Raw genomic sequence first — 18,020 nt, forward strand, 5'->3', positions numbered from 1 at the left:
AGAATAGCGCTCCTTTTATAGTTAACCAGGTAGTACTGTGCGCGTAGTCTTAGCTCCGATGGAAGGCGTCATTGATGATTTGATGCGAGAAATTTTATCTGAAATCAACCCTTATGATTTGGTGGTAACCGAATTTGTGCGGGTGATTAATCAGTTACTTCCTGAGAAGGTTTATCATAAATTATGCCCTGAGCTGCGTAATGGCGGTTTGACCGCATCAGGCACCCCGGTAAGAATTCAATTATTAGGGCAACATCCACAAGTGATGGCAGAAAATGCCCAGCGCGCCGTCGAGCTAGGCTCACGCGGTGTTGATGCTAACTTTGGCTGCCCCGCTAAAATGGTTAACCGCAGCAATGGCGGCGCAGTATTACTGCAATACCCAGATAAAATACACGACATTGTCAAAGCAATGCGTGATGCCGTGCCGGCTGATCAAGCCGTAACCGCTAAAATCCGTCTTGGTTACGAAGATAAATCGTTATTTATGGAAAACGCCATTGCGGTGTATGAAGCGGGTGCCACTGAGCTTGCGATTCATGCTCGCAGTAAGACTGACGGCTATAAACCGCCAGCTTATTGGGAATACATAACCGAGGTGCGTGAGCGCTTACCCATTCCTATTATTGCCAACGGTGAGATCTGGAGCAGTGATGATGCCAAGCGCTGCATGGCAGTTACAGGCTGTGACAGCATAATGCTGGGGCGCGGCGCGATGTCTCTGCCAAACCTTGCTGCAACCATAAAAGGCGATGAAGCGCCCTATACTTGGTCACAAACGCTAAATTTGTTATTGAACTACACCCAAAAGCAATTGATTAACAAGAAAATCGATTATTACCCTGCCCGGGTGAAACAGTGGTTTACTTACCTGAATAAACAGTACCCTGAAGCTGATGTGTTGTTCAGAGAGTTAAGAGTGCTTAAAACCGCAGAAGATATCATTGCTATTTTAGAAAAAGCCCATGAACAACAGTTAGCGACTAACGGCTAACTTAAGCAGTCTCTTTAGCATTAACAGCTTTCATTAACTGAGAACTCATTTCTGTGATGGGTTTTCGGTTAAACAAACTGCATTATTCTTTTTGAGTCAGCAATTTGCCCTCATACAGACCATCATTGAGCTACCCCCTTCGCTATCTCGCTTAATTTACAGCTCAAAATATAAGATTTTGCGCGTTTAGTTACCTACTTAGTTCACACTATATAAATAAAGCCTAATACTGAAATCCCAAATTAACTCTCAATTGATCTCCATCATAGTAAGCATATTGATTAACGGTAGACTGGATAATCAGTGTAATGAACAAACTAATTAGGTGATCTTGTGAACACTCAAGACGTACAACAAATATTATTGCAACGAGAAGCACAGTTAAAATATGAACTTGTACATCAATTAAACCAACAAACTCAGCCTTCTGCTCAAGTTCAATTTAATATGAGTTTGACCGAGTTGATTGAACTCATGAGTGAGCAGCGATTAACTGACACCCCGCTATTTGGACAACTAACCCGTCTTGATGCCGCTCTTTGCCAACTTGAACTTGGCCTATATGGTTTATGTTCTGACTGCGAGTCTGACATTGAAGCTGAGCGTTTGGCCGCCGATCCCACTGAGCAGCGCTGTGCTCATTGCGCTGAAAAGTACAACCAACAGCATCGCCATGAGCTTAAGTTGAGTCATTAAAGCTTGATGAATGGTTTTAAGTGCTTTCTGTTCTTGATAGCAATTCATCGTCATTTATGATCCAAAGCAGATTTATAGTCCAATCAAGCAAAAAGTTGTTATTCGCAAATAAAAAAAACCTCCGCAAGCGGAGGTTTTTGGGTTTCAGGGAGGAGAAACTATCTTAGAAACTTTGACTTAAACGAACATAATAGGTACGGCCTAATACATCGTATAAACCTACTGACACGTCACGGTAGTCAGCATAGTCATACCAATTAGAGCCTTCTTTATCAAAGACGTTGTTAACACCGACTGTGATTGAACCATTCATTGAGTGGTTATAACCAAACTGTACATTGTGCTTGATATAAGTTGCATAGTCTTGATAACCATCCCACTCATATAAATCACGGTAGTACTGAGCAGATTGACTGCCAATGTAAACTGTTGTCCATGCAGCGCTGAAATCATCATAATTCCATGCAGCAGAGAAGTTACCACGTAAGTCTGGACTATCTACAAGACCTGCATAATCGATCATTTCTGATTCTGCATTGTCTTGTTTGTTGAAATCTAGTACGTGAGATAATTCAGCTTTGAATTTGAAATCACCGAAGCCAGTTTCTAGATTGTAACCAGTCACAAAGTCTAAACCTGAAGTTTCAACGGTTGCGATGTTACGAACACCTGATTCAATAAATGCAATTTTGCCATCGGCATCACGCGTTACGTAATCTGAAGACCCATCACGTATTTCGTCGCGTAAAATATCAGAAACGCCTACTGATTCAATTTTATTATCATAGGTGATTGAGTAATAAGATAACTCAAGGTTCCAGTTATCAGTAACGTTCCATACACCACCTAAAGTAAATGAATTACCTTCTTCAGCTTCTAAATTTGGATTACCACCGAACCAAGTTTTATGTTGGTTAGAAGCATCACAATATTGTGTGTCATCATTACCAGGAGTGTTACACCACAAGAAGTCTGTTGAAGATTCAAAGCTTAACGCTTGCGATGAGAACATTTCACCCATATTCGGTGCGCGGAATGAATCACCGTAGCTTGCACGTAGTAACAAACTGTCAACTGGACGCCAGCTAACACCAAGTTTAGGAACTACGGCATCAAAGGTAGATGTATTTACCACATCACCACCAGCGCCCGTTAGCTGCCCTTCTTGCTCATAACGCTCATAACGTAAAGCTGCTGAAATTTCGAAGTTTGCAGGTAAGCCCATTTGCAGTTCAACATAACCGGCAGTACGATCACGTGTTGCATTAACATCATCACCACCTGAACCACCTGAAATAATACCCGCTGCAGATTCAGGATCAGATGTTTGTTTAAAATCAATCATCTCATATTCTGCACCGGCAACCATCGCCAAACTAAAATCACCATCATCAACTAATAAAGTGGATACTAAACCATCAACTTGAGTACTTTTAAATTTACCTTGATAAACACCAGTATGTGCTGCGCTGTTATATAAATCTGTCATTTGCGCATCCCAGTCGGCATAACTCATACCAGTAGTATTAAAAATATCATACTGCTGTGAATCAATACCTTGCTGGATTAAATTATCATTTACTAAGTTATAGCCGAATGAATTTGTAGTTGAAGTTGAATGCTGAACATTGGCTTCCCAATCCAAACCATTCCCGACATCAACAAAACCGACAAGCCCTGCTAAAATATCGAAGTTATTCGTTTCGGTTAGCGTGTCACGCTCACCAATTTGTACTGAACGCATACGAATTGCAGTGATATCTTCACCTGTTGGGTTATATATATTATCTGCACTCATAGTCGGAATATTGGTAGATACAGGTGTTCCTGCAAAGCGTGTTTCAGTTTCAGCAAGTGATGCAGATGCACGACCACGAAATTGAATATCGTCTGTAATATCGTAGCTAAAATTAGATAAGAGTGAATTACGAGTCACATCTCCGAACAATTTAGTTACTGCACCGTAGCTATATACACATGCGTCACCAGATACAACGGTGTTATCTGTTTGCTCACATATATCTTTATTGCTCATCCAGCCTGAATCAGCAGTTTTATAGTTTGGCACAGAACTAAATGTACTGTAAGCGCCATAAGTTGGATCATCCATGTTCCAAATATCACGATCCATTACAGCTTTCGTGTCATAATATTCGTAAGTTAAAGTGATATTGCCTTTATCAGTATTAAAACCTGTGGCAATTGATAAACGATTAGCATCGCCGCCTTCTACCTCTGGCATCTCATAGCTATAATCAAGTTGAACGCCTTCAAACTCTTTTTTAGTGATGATGTTAATAACACCTGCTACAGCATCTGAACCATAAACTGCTGAGGCACCATCACGAAGAATTTCAATACGTTCTACGATAGACATAGGGATTGATGAAGTATCAGCAGACGCACCAGAGCTTGAACTGGTACCAGGCATACGACGACCATCAAGCAATACTAATGTTGCAGATTCACCTAAACCACGAAGGTTAACACCACTTGTTGAGCTAGCACCTGCACCAAAACCTGACACACCACGCCATGAGCCAAAACTGTTAATTGCAGAGTTGTTTAAAACGTCAGCAACTGTTTTTTCGCCCGTCATCGCAATTGCTGCCGCATCAATGACTGTTACTGGTGATACTGTTTCCATATCAACTTGCTTGATACGTGAACCTGTTACTTCTATACGCTCTACTTTTTCAGCCGCTTCTTCTGCAAAAGCGACCCCCGAAAACGCAACTGATGTGGCAGCTGCTGCAAGCAAACCGCGACGGATCGCTCTTGCTGTTAATGTCATTGTACTCATGTAAATCTCCCTGGACGTTAAATATTACTAACGCATTGACTTATTATTGTTTTATTTGGTTATACCGAAGTTAAAACCTCGATTTGATACTGTTAAATCAACGCTTAATCTTCAACATTAGTCACAGCTTTTTAACCGCAAGAGCACAAATTGATACAGAGACTCGCTCAAACAAACGAGTAAAACACAAAATAACACCATTAAACAGCAACTTACGACCACCCACCAAAAACAAAGCCTTTAAGCAAAACAGTTGATACATGTCATTTCAATTGATAAGAAAGAGTTTAAAAAATTAACTGCTGGTAACACTGCAAAGAAAGGTCAGTAAAGGATAAGGGATTGTTCTATAGATAAAACAAAACCCCAACCAAATGAATGGTTGGGGTTTTCATTAAGACAAACAAATTATCTTATAAACGTTAGCTTAAAACTTAACGCTTGCTCTAACGAAGAAGTAACGACCTAGTACATCATAAGTGTATGGATCGGTATTAGAGTCATTGTTACCAGTATAGTAAGGTGGCTCTTCATCTAGTAGGTTGTTCACACCACCAGATAATCTTACATTGTTAGTCACATCGTATGATGCTGAGATATCGTGATAAACGATTGAATCAACAGACGGTGCATAACAATCAGCAGGGTCATCCTTACAAGCAAATGAGTCCATACCATCAATGTAACGCGCTTCATAAGTAGCTGACCAATCATCACCAGCTGCCGTTAAGTTGAAGTTGGTTTTAAATTCAGCATAAGCACCAACACCACCAGTAATGAAGCCTTTGTAATCAACTGCATTGCCGTCTTGGTCAAATTCTTCATAGGTATCTAAGATAGAAGTATCAAGACCTGCTTTCCAATCTAAACCTAGCGCGTCGAAAGTATAAGCAATGTTTACGTCATAACCTGCTGTGTTAGTTTCACCGATGTTTTGTAAACCATTGTCAAACTTAATACGACCAGTAGCATCTATTGAGATATTAGCTGATTGACATAATGCAGTACCTGTATTGATAGTATTACCATTCTCATCTAAACACTGATTAGCGACATAGTTAGAATCAACTGAAGTAATTGTGTTGCTGATTTGAATATCGTAGTAATCAACAGTTAATGACAAACCTTCAACAAAGCTTGGTGAGTATACTAAACCAATAGTGGTGATATCTGCTTCTTCTGGGGTTAGTAGCTCGTTACCACCGACTGTCACTTCTGCTTGATCTTGATCTGTTGCAGGGTGAACAATTTGGTCAAATGAAGGAGACTTACCACCGTATAACTCAGATACAGTTGGAGCACGGAATGCTGTTGATTGCACACCACGAACCATTAAGTCATCAAATAAACGCCAAGTTAAACCTAACTTCCAAGTATTATCAGAACCAAAAGTGCTGTAATCGAAGTAACGAATAGCTGCACTTAAGTCAACTTGCTCAGCCAAAGGTAAACCACTTAATAATGGGATAGCCAATTCAGCATAAAACTCATTAACATCAAATGAACCGGCTGTAGCTTCAACACGTGGGTCGTTAGCTAAACCTTGCGCAGTGAGTGAATCAGGCGTGTAGTAAGCAGATTCTTTACGGAACTCGTAACCTGCAGCAAAGCCCATAGTACCGGCAGGTAAATCGACAATGTCACCAGCAAGTGATGCTGCAGCGATATCTAACTCACTGCCACCAGAGTTAACTTCAGTGTAAATAAATGGTGCAATGCTATCGCCCATCCAAGAAGACTGTAGGAATGGATCAAAACTGCCTTCTAAAACAGCGTCATTGATTGAACCAATGTTGTGTAAGTTTGCGAGTGTATCAACTGAGTCATTCTTACCTTTGTTGTAAGACGCATCCCAAGTCCAACCGTTTTCAAACTCACCTTCAAGCCCAACTACTAAACGAATAGTATCGACAACTTGTGAAAAGTCACGAGAACCTGACTCAACCATACGACGACCATAGCTTAACTTTTCACCCGATTCTACCCATGGTAACAAGTCATCAGTCATAAAGCCGCCATCGGCCATAGGCTTGTATTCCCAAGGAGAACCGTTCCAAATTGGCTGTGGCGCCATTTGTTGATCAGACCAACGTTTAGCATACATAGCTTCAGAGAAGAACATAATGTTATCTGATAGCTCGTAAGTACCAGCAAAACTTAGGTTTAAACGTTCCATTGGTGTAGATAAGAAACTATCTTTAGCATAGTTATAGCGATCATCATTTGTGAACTCGTGGTATTCACCACCTAAACCACTTAGGTCGGCTTCAGATATGCCATCAAAATATTCAAATTCAGCCTCGCCTTTTTCATTAGCAACATACTGACCATATTTGCCTGCATCACCAATGATGCTGATAGCGTTGCCATCTTCATCTGTACCACTCTTGGTCATGTTATGTAGGTAATCACCCCAAATGTGACCACCTTCAGAATATGAACTACCAGCACAATATAGGCCATCAGCACCTTCTGCAATTGGACAGTCTGAGAAGTCACGATCAGCTTGGCTTGCATCGCCACGCTTAGTGTACTGCGCGTTGATTACAACGTTACCTTTATCGAAAGTATTACCCATAGTGAAGTCAATGCTTGATTCATCTGCATCGCCTTGACCTGACATACCGGTTTGAACATTTAGTTCAAAACCATCAAAATCACGTTTTAAGATTACGTTAACAACACCAGCGATAGCATCAGTACCATAAACAGCTGATGCGCCGTCTTTTAATACTTCAACACGTTGGATCATTGAAACAGGGATTGTGTTTAAATCAACTGAAGATGCAGCGCCAGTACCCGATGCAATCATACGACGGCCGTTAACAAGAACTAAGGTACGGTTAGAACCTAAACCACGTAAGTTAACACGAGCATTACCGCCAGAACCGTTGTTTACGGCAGCATTAGTCATTGCGCCGCCAGAAGCGGTCATTTTTTGTAATACGTCATCAATAGAAGTGGCGCCTGAGGCAATAATTGCTGAAGCGTCAATAACGGTTAACGGACTCGCCGATTCCATATCTGTACGTTTAATGCGAGAACCAGTAACGGCAATACGCTCTACTTTTTCAACTTGAGCTTCTTCTGCAGCGCTTACAGAGAAAGTTGAAGTTGTTGCGACCGCAGTTGCAGCTACAGTAAATAAGCCACGGCGAATAGCCTTAGCAGTTAAAGATAATGAACTCATTATTATACTCCCTTCGCAATGATTAAAATAAATCACAACGTTATATTTATTATTTTTTAGTTAATCTTTCTTATTAACTGAGAGTGATATTGTTAAATAAAAACGCATTAGTCAACATCTTTTACAAATAAACAACCAACCACACAAGTGCGGATACATAATTCACTTCAATATAAATAAACAAAAAAATAATCAAATTTAAATCAATAACTTACAAAGAGAAGTCCTAATTAAAGAAAATACAACTAATACATAGGTTACAAATAAGTTAACAAAGACATTAAACCCGATCATTAAACAAGCTATTATTACCCGCGCCAAGTTGGGGCGACTTATATTATTTAACACAGAAAACAAAGTGAATACATAATTAACATTTTATCAACCTAAGTTTCATAAATATTAATTAAATAAAGTTATAGAAATTAACAATACTTCTCATGATTAACATTTATTTGAATATGAGTTGTACAGACTGAGTTAACATTGCACTTGGATATTTAGCGATGTTTTTGCGATTGGGCATCATTAGCCCCGAACTGAATTTAAGCCCATTAGGCCCCCTGAAGTAACAAAGTGCGCACTTAAATTCAAAACTGGCGCTGTGCTTGTAGAGCAATTATTGATAGAAAATTAGCAATCGAGTTGTTTGGAAAGGTTAGATTTAGAGTTGATGATTACGTTTCACAGTAAAGTGCTTGGTGATTTGGCGATTTAGCGATTTAGCGATTTAGCGATTTAGCGATTTAGCGATTTGGAAAAGTAAGATCGTTGTAACAAAGACTAACAATAGCTTCAACTATTGGCTTAGCAAATAACCTGCAGGTGGATCCACAGCAAAAAAAAGGAGCCTAAGGCTCCTTTTTTAATTCAATGTAGAATTTAGCGTGTGCGAGCACACAACTCTTCTGCACTGAAGAAGTAAGCAACTTCACGCTCAGCAGATGCTACTGAATCAGAACCGTGAGCAGCGTTCTCGTCAATGCTTTCTGCGAAATCAGCGCGGATAGTACCAGGAGCAGCTTCAGCTGGGTTAGTCGCACCCAAAATGTCACGATGAGCTAAAACAGCGTTTTCGCCTTCTAAAGTCTGAACCATGATAGGACCAGAAGTCATGAATGCAACTAGTGCACCGAAGAAAGGACGCTCGCTATGTTCAGCGTAGAAACCTTCAGCTTGCTCTTTAGTTAGGTGAACCATTTTAGAAGCGATGATCTTAAGACCAGCAGTTTCAAAACGGTTGTAGATAGCACCGATGTGGTTTTTAGCAACTGCATCTGGTTTGATAATTGAAAAAGTGCGTTCGATCGCCATTGTGAGCTTCCTTTAAATAACAAATATATTTTAAAATTCGCGCGGATTATACGTAATTTAGCCTGTAATGCATAGCGTTATCGGCGTCACATTATCAAAATCTAACCATGTGACCAAGGTAATAGTAAAATTGTGATAAAACGCATGCTCGTGAGTAAACCCCTTAATAATAAGCCGTTTAATATTTCTGCAGCATAGCCTCTAAGGGGCTCAAGGGTCTTGCAATGAGCATAGCCTACTGATGTATAAAATCATCTCAGCTCAATGTGGACAGCTTATAGTCGAAGATTAAAGCAAAATTGTCGTTAATGATGAATAGCGCACAATCGTGTTAGCCTAAGCAGGCTGCAAAAAAGCAGCGGCTATGTTGAGACATAAAACCGCTGCTTTGAAATAACGCTATAAACTGTCATTAGCTAAAAACAGTCAGTGCTAGTGAAGTAAACTAGCCTTCACTGACCATATTGATAGTGTATTTAGGTATTTCGATAACCATATCGGTATCAACCACTTTAGCCTGACAAGCTAGACGACTTTCAGGCTCTAAACCCCAAGCTTTATCTAGCATGTCATCTTCTAACTCATCGCTTTCTTCTAGCTCATCAAAGCCTTCACGGACGATACAATGACAAGTGGTACAGGCACATGACTTTTCACAAGCATGTTCAATATGAATGCCATTTTTTAAAGCAACGTCTAAAATCGTTTCGCCAATTTCAGCTTCAAGAACTGCTCCATCAGGACACAGCTCTTCATGGGGTAAAAATACTAACTGCGGCATTTGTTCACCTATATATTATCGACAGACTGACCTTTCAGTGCTGTTCGAATTGAATTATCCATACGACGATTAGCAAACTCTTGGGTTTGTGCATCTAACGCTTCAATCGCTTTTTCAATCGCGTCAGTATCATCGCTTTGAGCGGTAACTTGCAACTGTTCAATGGCGCTATAAATCTCACTGCGCTCTTGCTCGTTTAATAAGTCCGCATCTTTTGCTAATGCTGCGGTTAGTGTTTCCACTACTCGAGACGCTTCAACTTGCTGCTCAGCTAGCATACGACGGCTAATGTCATCTTTAGCATGCTTCATTGAATCTTTTAGCATAGTCGCTATTTCAGTGTCAGATAAGCCAAATGAAGGTTTAACCTGAATCGTGGTCTTCACTTCGGTTGATTTTTCCATAGCGGTTACGCTAAGTAAACCATCAGCATCCACTTGGAAGGTCACGCGAATATGCGCAGCGCCTGCTGCAAGCGCAGGAATACCATTTAGGGTAAAGCGCGCTAATGAGCGACAATCGTCAACCATTTCACGCTCGCCCTGCACCACATGAAATGCCATCGCCGTTTGACCATCTTTAAAGGTGGTAAACTCTTGAGCTCGCGCCACTGGAATGGTGGTGTTACGGGTGACGACTTTTTCAATAAGGCCACCCATAGTTTCGATACCCAAAGACAATGGAATGACATCCAGTAATAATAAATCAGATTCTGGTTTGTTACCCACCAAAATATCAGCCTGGATCGCAGCGCCAATGGCAACCACGCGATCAGGATCAATGGAGGTTAACGGAGTTTTCTTAAAGAAACTTTCAACTTGTTCACGTACTAAAGGCACGCGAGTTGAACCACCAACCATCACAGTTTCGATAATCTCATCAGTGCTGACACCAGCATCACGTAACGTGCGGCGACAACTGGCAATGGTTTTTTTCACCAGTGAACTAATCAATGCTTCAAAATCAGCTTTAGTCACTTGTGTTTCTACACGCTCAGCATTATCTAACGTGATCGATGCTATGCAGCTTTCAGATGTGGTTAAGTGCTCTTTCACTCTTCTCGATTCAATCAATAATTGACGTGAAAGGGTGGCAGACAATTCAGTTAAACCAAAAGCTTGCTGCAGATGTGCTTGCAATAAATGGTCAAAGTCATCACCACCTAACGCAGAGTCACCACCAGTAGCCAATACTTCAAACACGCCGCGATTTAGACGCAGTATTGAAATATCAAATGTGCCGCCACCTAAGTCGTAAATGGCAATTACACCTTCTTGTTTTGAATCTAAACCATAAGCAATTGCTGCAGCGGTTGGCTCATTGAGTAAACGTAATACTTTTACGCCTAATAGCTCTGCTGCATCTTTAGTGCCTTGACGCTGGGCATCATCAAAATAAGCCGGTACGGTAATCACCACACCTTCAAGATTGCCACCTAATGTCGACTCGGCGCGAGCGATAAGAGGCTTTAAAATTTCCGCCGAGACTTGCACGGGGTTAACAGCGCCAAACGCAGTATTAAAAATCGGTAAGCCATTGTCACTTGAGCTAAAGTCGTATGGTAGCTGTTGCTCTTTTGCTTGAATATCAGCAAGGCTTCTACCCATAAAACGTTTAACTGACACAATGGTATTTTTAGGATCTTGGGCAGATTGCGCTTGTGCATCAATGCCCGTTTCAATTGATTCAGTATTGTAATGAACAACCGAAGGAAGAGAATGTTGTCCGTTGCTATCAACCAAAGTTGATGCTTCGCCACTTCTAACTGCCGCTACTAAAGAGTTTGTGGTACCTAAGTCGATACCAACAGCGAGACGATGCTGATGGGGCGCGGCGCTTTGACCGGGCTCAGCGATTTGAAAAAGGGCCATAGTAATCCAATAGTTTATTAGTGAACATTCATCGATTAAATTAAAACAAAATGCCCTGTTAAAAACAGAGCATTAAGTTACCAATCCATTAATCAAGTAATGAATCTTCAATTTTAGCGAGCTCATCTTGCAATTTTGCCATAAATTTTAGCTTTCTGATCTGATCTGCCGCTAATAAATTATCATTATCGGTGTCTTTAACCAGTAAAATAGCAAGGCTTTGCGAGAGTGACTTTTCAAAATCAGCAAAAGAGTCAAATAAGTCACTGATTAATTCGTCGGGTTGCTGGCTGTGTTCGATATCTTCTAATGCTTCACGCCATTCCATCTGCTGCATTAAAAATGCAGTGTCTTTAACTGTGGTGGTTTCATGGCTTATATCAATCCCGCGTAGGCTTAATATATGTTCGGCACGTCTAAGCGGATTTTTGAGAGTCTGATAACCATCATTAACTTGTGCGGTACGTTGCACAGATAATAATTTTTGTTGCTCAGATCCATTAGCGAATTTATCGGGATGAACCGCCCGTTGCAGTTCGCGGTAGCGTTCTGCAAGTTGGGCGATATCGATATCAAAGGAAGGTGAAAATTGAAATAACTCAAAATAATTCATTGGCAGATATCATGCTCTTTCATGGGTGATGTGCGATACAAGCTTCATCGTATAGATTAACTAAACAGTGAAACTTTCACCACAACCACATTCACCTTTGGCATTAGGGTTGTTAAATTGAAAACCTTCGTTTAGGCCTTCTTTAACAAAATCTAACTCTATACCTTGCAGATAAATAAAGCTTTTGGCATCGATGATGATATTAACGCCTTCGATTTCATAAACTTCATCGTCGTCATTAATTTCATCGACAAACTCGATGACATAAGCCATACCTGAACAACCAGATGTTCTTAACCCAAGGCGTAAACCTAAACCTTTTCCACGATTTACTAGAAAAGATTTAACTCTATCAGCCGCAGCTGGGGTCATTGTAATTGCCATCTTAACTCCAGGTATTACTTATCTTGCTTTGATTTGTACTCATCCAACGCTGCTTTAATAGCATCTTCAGCTAAAATTGAGCAATGGATTTTAACCGGTGGAAGCGCTAACTCTTCTGCAATATCTGCATTTTTAATCGTAGCGGCTTCTTCAACAGTTTTGCCTTTAACCCATTCTGTTACTAATGAGCTTGATGCAATTGCACTACCACAACCATAAGTTTTGAATTTAGCATCTTCAATGATGCCATTCTCGCCTATTTTAAGTTGTAATTTCATTACATCACCACATGCAGGTGCACCTACCATTCCGGTTACCACTGATGGGTCATTTTTATCAAATGAACCAACGTTACGTGGATTTTCATAATGTTCGATTACTTTTTCGCTGTAAGCCATAACAATTCTGCTCCGTTTATCGCTATCGATAATAATATATTAGTGATGTGCCCATTGAACTTGATCAAGGTCGATACCATCTTTGAACATCTCCCATAATGGAGACATTTCACGTAATTTACCGATAGATTCATCAATTACTTTAATTGCATGCTCGATTTCTTCATCAGTGGTAAAACGACCGATTGAGAAGCGAATTGAGCTATGTGCCATTTCATCATTTAAACCTAGTGCACGTAATACGTAACTTGGTTCTAGGCTTGCTGAAGTACATGCAGACCCTGATGAAACAGCTAAATCTTTAAGCGCCATCATTAATGACTCGCCTTCAACAAAGTTGAAGCTGACGTTGAAAATGCCGCAATAACGTTGCTGCATGTCACCATTAATATAAGTTTCTTCAATATGTTTGATGCCATTCCATAACTTGTCACGTAGACGAAGGATACGGGCGCTGTCTTCAATCATATCTTGCTTAGCAATCGCTGCTGCTTCGCCTAAGCCAACAAGTTGATGTGTCGCTAATGTACCACTGCGCATACCACGTTCATGTCCGCCACCATGCATTTGTGACTCTAAACGGATACGAGGCTTACGGCGCACATATAATGCACCTACGCCTTTTGGCCCATACATTTTATGGCCAGAAATTGAAATCAAATCAACTTTAATTGCTTGTACATCAATCGGTAATTTACCCGCACTTTGTGCCGCATCCATATGGAAGAAAATACCTTTTGAACGACATAACTCGCCAATGGCTTCGATGTCTTGAATCACACCAATTTCATTGTTTACGTGCATGATGCTCACTAAAATAGTGTCTTCACGCATGGCATCTTCAATCATTGACAATGCAATTAAACCGTTTGCGCTTGGTTCAAGGTAAGTCACCTCATAACCTTCGCGTTCAAGCTGACGACATACATCTAAGGTTGCTTTATGTTCTGTCTTGCTGGTGATGATGTGCTTGCCTTTCTTATGATAGAAATGCGCAATACCTTTAATGGCAAGGTTACTTGATTCAGTCGCACCAGATGTAAATACAATTTCACGGTGATCAGCGTTGATTAAATCTGCTACTTGGTTACGAGCAATATCAACTGCTTCTTCGGCTTGCCAACCATAACGATGAGAACGTGATGCAGGGTTACCAAACACACCGTCCATTGTCATAAATTGAACCATCTTGTCGGCAACGCGTTTGTCGACTGGGGTTGTTGCGGCATAGTCTAAATAGATAGGAAGCTTCATCATACACTCCGTACTGAGTAGCCCAAAGGAGGCTACTAACAACGTACATATAAATAGTTATCAATATATGAACAGGAAATTATAAACTAACTCTATGTTCATTCTGCATTTCATCTTGCTTTAGTGAGATAAATTGAACATCTCGTTTGTGCATCAAGCCAGCAAGTGTAATACCATCTAAGAAATCTGAAATTTGTTTACTTAAGTCTCCCCATAAAGAATGGGTTAGACAGCGGGTGCCACTTTGGCAATTCCCTTTTCCCTGACAACGAGTCGCATCGACAGACTCGTCAACAGCATGGACAACCATGCCGACAGAGATATCATTGGCTTCTTGGCCGAGGCGATAACCGCCACCAGGACCACGAACGCTTGATACAAGACCATGTTTACGAAGCTTGGCGAAAAGTTGCTCGAGATAGGAAAGCGATATTCCCTGTCTCTCAGAAATATCCGCTAAGGGAACTGGCCCGGTAGCTGAGTGAATTGCAACGTCCAGCATAGCTGTCACTGCGTAGCGACCTTTTGATGTCAGTTTCATAACGTTATTTGCTCCCATAAACCATAGAGCAATTTCACCATACCTGAGTATTTTAGTCAAGTATTTAACCAAGTAATTTACTCAAGTATTATCTCTCGTTCACATCTAACAATTTAGGTCTTAAAATTTGCTGGGCTATTTAACCTTTTTATAGTGCAAGATTCAATGCCAGTAAGCTATTAAAAGCCCGAATTTGTGATAAATCCGTCCTATTTTACAAAAATGCTGCAGTTGTTAAAATTTGCACAGCAGAAATAAAAAATCGACACCCACATAAGTGGGTATCGATTGAGTAAATTTCAAGTCTATCGATTATATAATCGGGTCAAACTTATCAATTTCTTGAGTACGTTTTTCCGCCGCTTCTTGTTCCGCTTCAGTAAAGTCGTCAACATTCAACTCTGGTAGCTTTTCAGTACAGACTTCGCCGCCCATGGTTTGCACTGCTTGACAAATTTCTTGTACTTTAGAGTCCATTAAATGCATATGATCAAGCATTTGCCCAATGGCACTTGCAACAGGATCTGGGTTGTCTGGCGACACAGCGTAAGCATCAAAGCCGTATTTTTTCGCCATGGCGCTTCTGCGCTCAGTTTGTTCTTTCGATTGCGCTGAAGGGCTTGATACCACACGTCCGGGAATACCCACTACAGTCGTGTCTTTAGCGACATCTTTAACTACCACTGAATTTGAGCCGACTCTGGCGCCATCATGCATAGTAATAGGCCCCAGAATTTGTGCCCCAGCGCCAATCACCACATTGTTTTGCAACGTAGGGTGTCGTTTACCCGCCTGCCATGTAGTACCACCTAAGGTAACGCCATGATATAGCGTGCAATCATCGCCAATTTCGGCTGTCTCACCAATGACAACGCCCATGCCATGATCGATAAAAAATCGACGGCCAATAGTGGCTCCGGGGTGGATTTCTACGCCTGTTAACCAACGCGAAAACGTCGACAAACATCGAGATAGCAAACGCCACTTAGCATTCCAAAGCTTATTACTGATGCGATGGATCCAAATCGCCTGCATGCCTGGGTAGTTCATTAATATTTCAAAACTACTGTTCGCCGCTGGGTCGCGGTGATATATAGATTCAATATCTTCTTTTAGTCGTGCTATCACGCCCATGCCACAATCCTTAATCGGTTAACTTTATGAATCTTTGTGCTCGTCTGATTTAGCGACTTTTTTATCGATTGAAGTCAATATACCGCGCAGGATATTCATCTCTGCAGTTTCAACTCGCGCACGGGCAAACAAACGTTTAAGTTTGGTCATGATCTGCCCTGGATGATTCTTAATAATGAAGTTAGTTTTTGTGAGTGTTGACTCAAGGTGTACATAAAAACGCTGTAAGTCTTCTGCTAACGGGTATTCTTCTTCAACCGTTGCTTTTTCATCTAAGGCAAGGTGAGCCATTCGGGTTTCATAACAAATGATTTGTACCGCTTGCGCCAAGTTCAATGAGCTATATTCTGGATTTGCTGGTATGGCTACATGATAATGACACTCTTGTAATTCCTCATTGCTTAACCCATGGTTCTCACGACCAAAGACAATCGCTACAGGCCCTTTTATCCCTTCAAGCGCAAGCTTTTCGCCGGCTTCTTTTGGCACCAGCATTGGCCAATCTAAAGTACGACTTCTGGCACTGGTCGCAATCACTAAGCTACAGTCTTTGATGGCATCCGTTAAAGAATCAACAATTGTGATATCTCGGATTAAATCAGCAGCACCTGCTGCAAGTGCAATAGATTGCCCATCTGGCTCAACTCTTGGTTCAGCCAAATATAAATTTGATAACCCCATGGTTTTCATGGCTCTTGCTGTAGAACCAATATTACCTGGATGTGATGTACCCACTAAAACAACGCGTATATTACTTAGCATGAAACTACTTTATTCTTTAAAAAAACTATTTTGGAATAGTAACACAAGCAGCAATTAATTCGTTATATGAAAATCTGCATTTGATATAACTGTCAAAAAGCGTATAATATGCCGCTGATTTATTCGTTCTTTAACATCCAGGGGATTGCTATGCATCCGATGCTGACTATTGCCACGCGCGCTGCACGCGCTGCGGGCCAAACTATTATGCGCGCCTACACTGAACTCGACAATGTTGAGATTGATTCAAAAGGTCTAAATGACTTTGTAACGAGTGTAGACAAGGAAGCTGAATCTACCATTACATACCAAATTCGTAAATCTTACCCAGATCATACGATTGTTGGCGAAGAAAACGGTGAAAACCGTGGCACCAATAAAGATTATGTGTGGATAGTTGATCCTTTGGATGGTACCAACAACTTCGTTCGTGGTATCCCTCATTTCGCAGTTTCTATCGCTGTTCAATACAAAGGCAAAATTGAAGTTGCCGTTGTTTACGATCCTGTACGCGAAGAACTGTTCTCTGCCGTTCGTGGTAAAGGCGCTAAAGTTAATGATTTCCGTCTACGTGTTACTAACGTTAAAACACTTGATGGCACCATTATTGGTACTGGTTTCCCGTTCAAAGCACGCCAACACACTGAATCTTACCTAAACATCTTAGGTGAAGTATTCCCTGTATGTGCAGACATTCGTCGCACCGGTTCAGCAGCACTTGATTTAGCCTATGTTGCCGCGGGTCGTTTTGACGGTTTCTTTGAAATCGGTCTTAAGCCTTGGGACATCGCAGCAGGCGACTTAATCTGTCGTGAAGCTGGCGGTACTGTAGCTGACTTTACCGGTAACCATAACTATATGACTTCAGGTAATATTGTTGCTGGTTCTCCTAAAGTGACTTCTGAATTAGTTAAAATTATGCGTCCTTTATTAAATGAAGGCTTAAAACGCTAATTTCAATTAATGTTAAAAGCCGCCTTTTATGGCTAATGCCGATCGGTTAAGAACACTTGAACGATCCTGCAGATGAATGATAATCCCTACCAGTATTCTGGTAGGGATTTTTTTATGTTTGCGCAAGAGCTTGAGTTAGTTCATGAGTCAGTAGAAGAAAGTGGAGATTATGCTTCTGTAATGGAGGCTATCGATTCACAGTGGATAGAACAATCATTACTTTCAGCCAACAAGGCAAGTATCCGTAATCGTCGTTTGCCTGCGCAGCAAGCCGTCTGGCTCGTGCTGTGGATGGGATTAATCCGTAATCAATCCATAAAAGAAGTCTGCA

The 18,020-nt window shown here is 41.0% G+C and carries 16 protein-coding genes; 4 read left to right on the top strand and 12 right to left on the bottom strand.

Annotated features, from left to right (window positions below):
• Positions 1-37 precede the first annotated feature (37 nt).
• Complete coding sequence (locus BM739_RS15755) at positions 38-994, top strand: tRNA-dihydrouridine synthase (protein WP_076542303.1); 957 nt, start codon at positions 38-40, stop codon at positions 992-994.
• 333 nt (positions 995-1,327) lie between these two features.
• On the top strand, positions 1,328-1,690 hold the full coding sequence (locus tag BM739_RS15760; protein WP_076542304.1) for a TraR/DksA C4-type zinc finger protein: 363 nt from the start codon (positions 1,328-1,330) through the stop codon (positions 1,688-1,690).
• 163 nt (positions 1,691-1,853) lie between these two features.
• Here the strand turns inward: BM739_RS15760 and BM739_RS15765 are convergent, their stop codons facing one another.
• The 12 genes from BM739_RS15765 to trmJ form a co-directional block, all read right to left on the bottom strand.
• Positions 1,854-4,493 carry a TonB-dependent receptor gene (locus BM739_RS15765; protein WP_076542305.1) on the bottom strand — a complete coding sequence of 880 codons (2,640 nt, stop codon included), beginning with the start codon at positions 4,491-4,493 and terminating at the stop codon, positions 1,854-1,856.
• Between the two features lie 427 nt (positions 4,494-4,920).
• Positions 4,921-7,683, bottom strand: coding sequence for a TonB-dependent receptor (locus BM739_RS15770; protein ID WP_076542307.1), 2,763 nt, complete (start codon positions 7,681-7,683; stop codon positions 4,921-4,923).
• 882 nt (positions 7,684-8,565) lie between these two features.
• The gene (gene ndk / locus BM739_RS15775; RefSeq protein ID WP_076542308.1) at positions 8,566-8,997 is read right to left on the bottom strand and encodes a nucleoside-diphosphate kinase; all 432 of its coding nucleotides are present in this window, start codon (positions 8,995-8,997) and stop codon (positions 8,566-8,568) included.
• Positions 8,998-9,442: 445 nt separating this feature from the next.
• On the bottom strand, positions 9,443-9,778 hold the full coding sequence (gene fdx / locus BM739_RS15780) for an ISC system 2Fe-2S type ferredoxin (RefSeq protein ID WP_076542310.1): 336 nt from the start codon (positions 9,776-9,778) through the stop codon (positions 9,443-9,445).
• 8 nt (positions 9,779-9,786) lie between these two features.
• Positions 9,787-11,649 (bottom strand): Fe-S protein assembly chaperone HscA, encoded by a 1,863-nt coding sequence (gene hscA / locus BM739_RS15785; protein ID WP_076542312.1) that lies wholly within the window; start codon positions 11,647-11,649, stop codon positions 9,787-9,789.
• Positions 11,650-11,737: 88 nt separating this feature from the next.
• The gene (gene hscB, locus BM739_RS15790) at positions 11,738-12,262 is read right to left on the bottom strand and encodes a co-chaperone HscB (protein ID WP_076542315.1); all 525 of its coding nucleotides are present in this window, start codon (positions 12,260-12,262) and stop codon (positions 11,738-11,740) included.
• Positions 12,263-12,322: 60 nt separating this feature from the next.
• A complete protein-coding gene (iscA, locus tag BM739_RS15795; RefSeq protein WP_076542318.1) occupies positions 12,323-12,646 on the bottom strand; it encodes an iron-sulfur cluster assembly protein IscA in 324 nt (107 codons plus the stop codon).
• Positions 12,647-12,660: 14 nt separating this feature from the next.
• Positions 12,661-13,044 (bottom strand): Fe-S cluster assembly scaffold IscU, encoded by a 384-nt coding sequence (gene iscU, locus BM739_RS15800; protein ID WP_076542320.1) that lies wholly within the window; start codon positions 13,042-13,044, stop codon positions 12,661-12,663.
• 39 nt (positions 13,045-13,083) lie between these two features.
• Positions 13,084-14,298: an IscS subfamily cysteine desulfurase gene (locus BM739_RS15805; RefSeq protein ID WP_076542322.1), complete on the bottom strand. Its 1,215-nt coding sequence runs from the start codon at positions 14,296-14,298 to the stop codon at positions 13,084-13,086.
• Positions 14,299-14,377: 79 nt separating this feature from the next.
• Entirely contained in the window at positions 14,378-14,839 is a 462-nt protein-coding gene (iscR, locus tag BM739_RS15810; RefSeq protein WP_076542338.1) for a Fe-S cluster assembly transcriptional regulator IscR, read from the bottom strand.
• A gap of 312 nt (positions 14,840-15,151) precedes the next feature.
• Complete coding sequence (cysE, locus tag BM739_RS15815; protein WP_076542324.1) at positions 15,152-15,973, bottom strand: serine O-acetyltransferase; 822 nt, start codon at positions 15,971-15,973, stop codon at positions 15,152-15,154.
• 24 nt (positions 15,974-15,997) lie between these two features.
• Entirely contained in the window at positions 15,998-16,735 is a 738-nt protein-coding gene (trmJ, locus tag BM739_RS15820; RefSeq protein WP_076542326.1) for a tRNA (cytosine(32)/uridine(32)-2'-O)-methyltransferase TrmJ, read from the bottom strand.
• Between the two features lie 150 nt (positions 16,736-16,885).
• On the opposite strand from trmJ, the gene suhB reads away from it, so the two are divergent.
• Together suhB and BM739_RS15830 are read left to right on the top strand one after the other, a co-directional pair.
• Positions 16,886-17,689, top strand: a complete 804-nt coding sequence (suhB, locus tag BM739_RS15825) for an inositol-1-monophosphatase (RefSeq protein ID WP_076542340.1) — start codon at positions 16,886-16,888, stop codon at positions 17,687-17,689.
• Between the two features lie 114 nt (positions 17,690-17,803).
• Positions 17,804-18,020, top strand: a 217-nt coding sequence (locus BM739_RS15830) for a transposase domain-containing protein (protein ID WP_175609480.1), incomplete at its 3' end; no start/stop codon positions are given.

The organism is Shewanella sp. UCD-KL21, from assembly GCF_001957135.1.
In the GTDB taxonomy this organism is placed as follows: Bacteria; Pseudomonadota; Gammaproteobacteria; order Enterobacterales; family Shewanellaceae; genus Shewanella.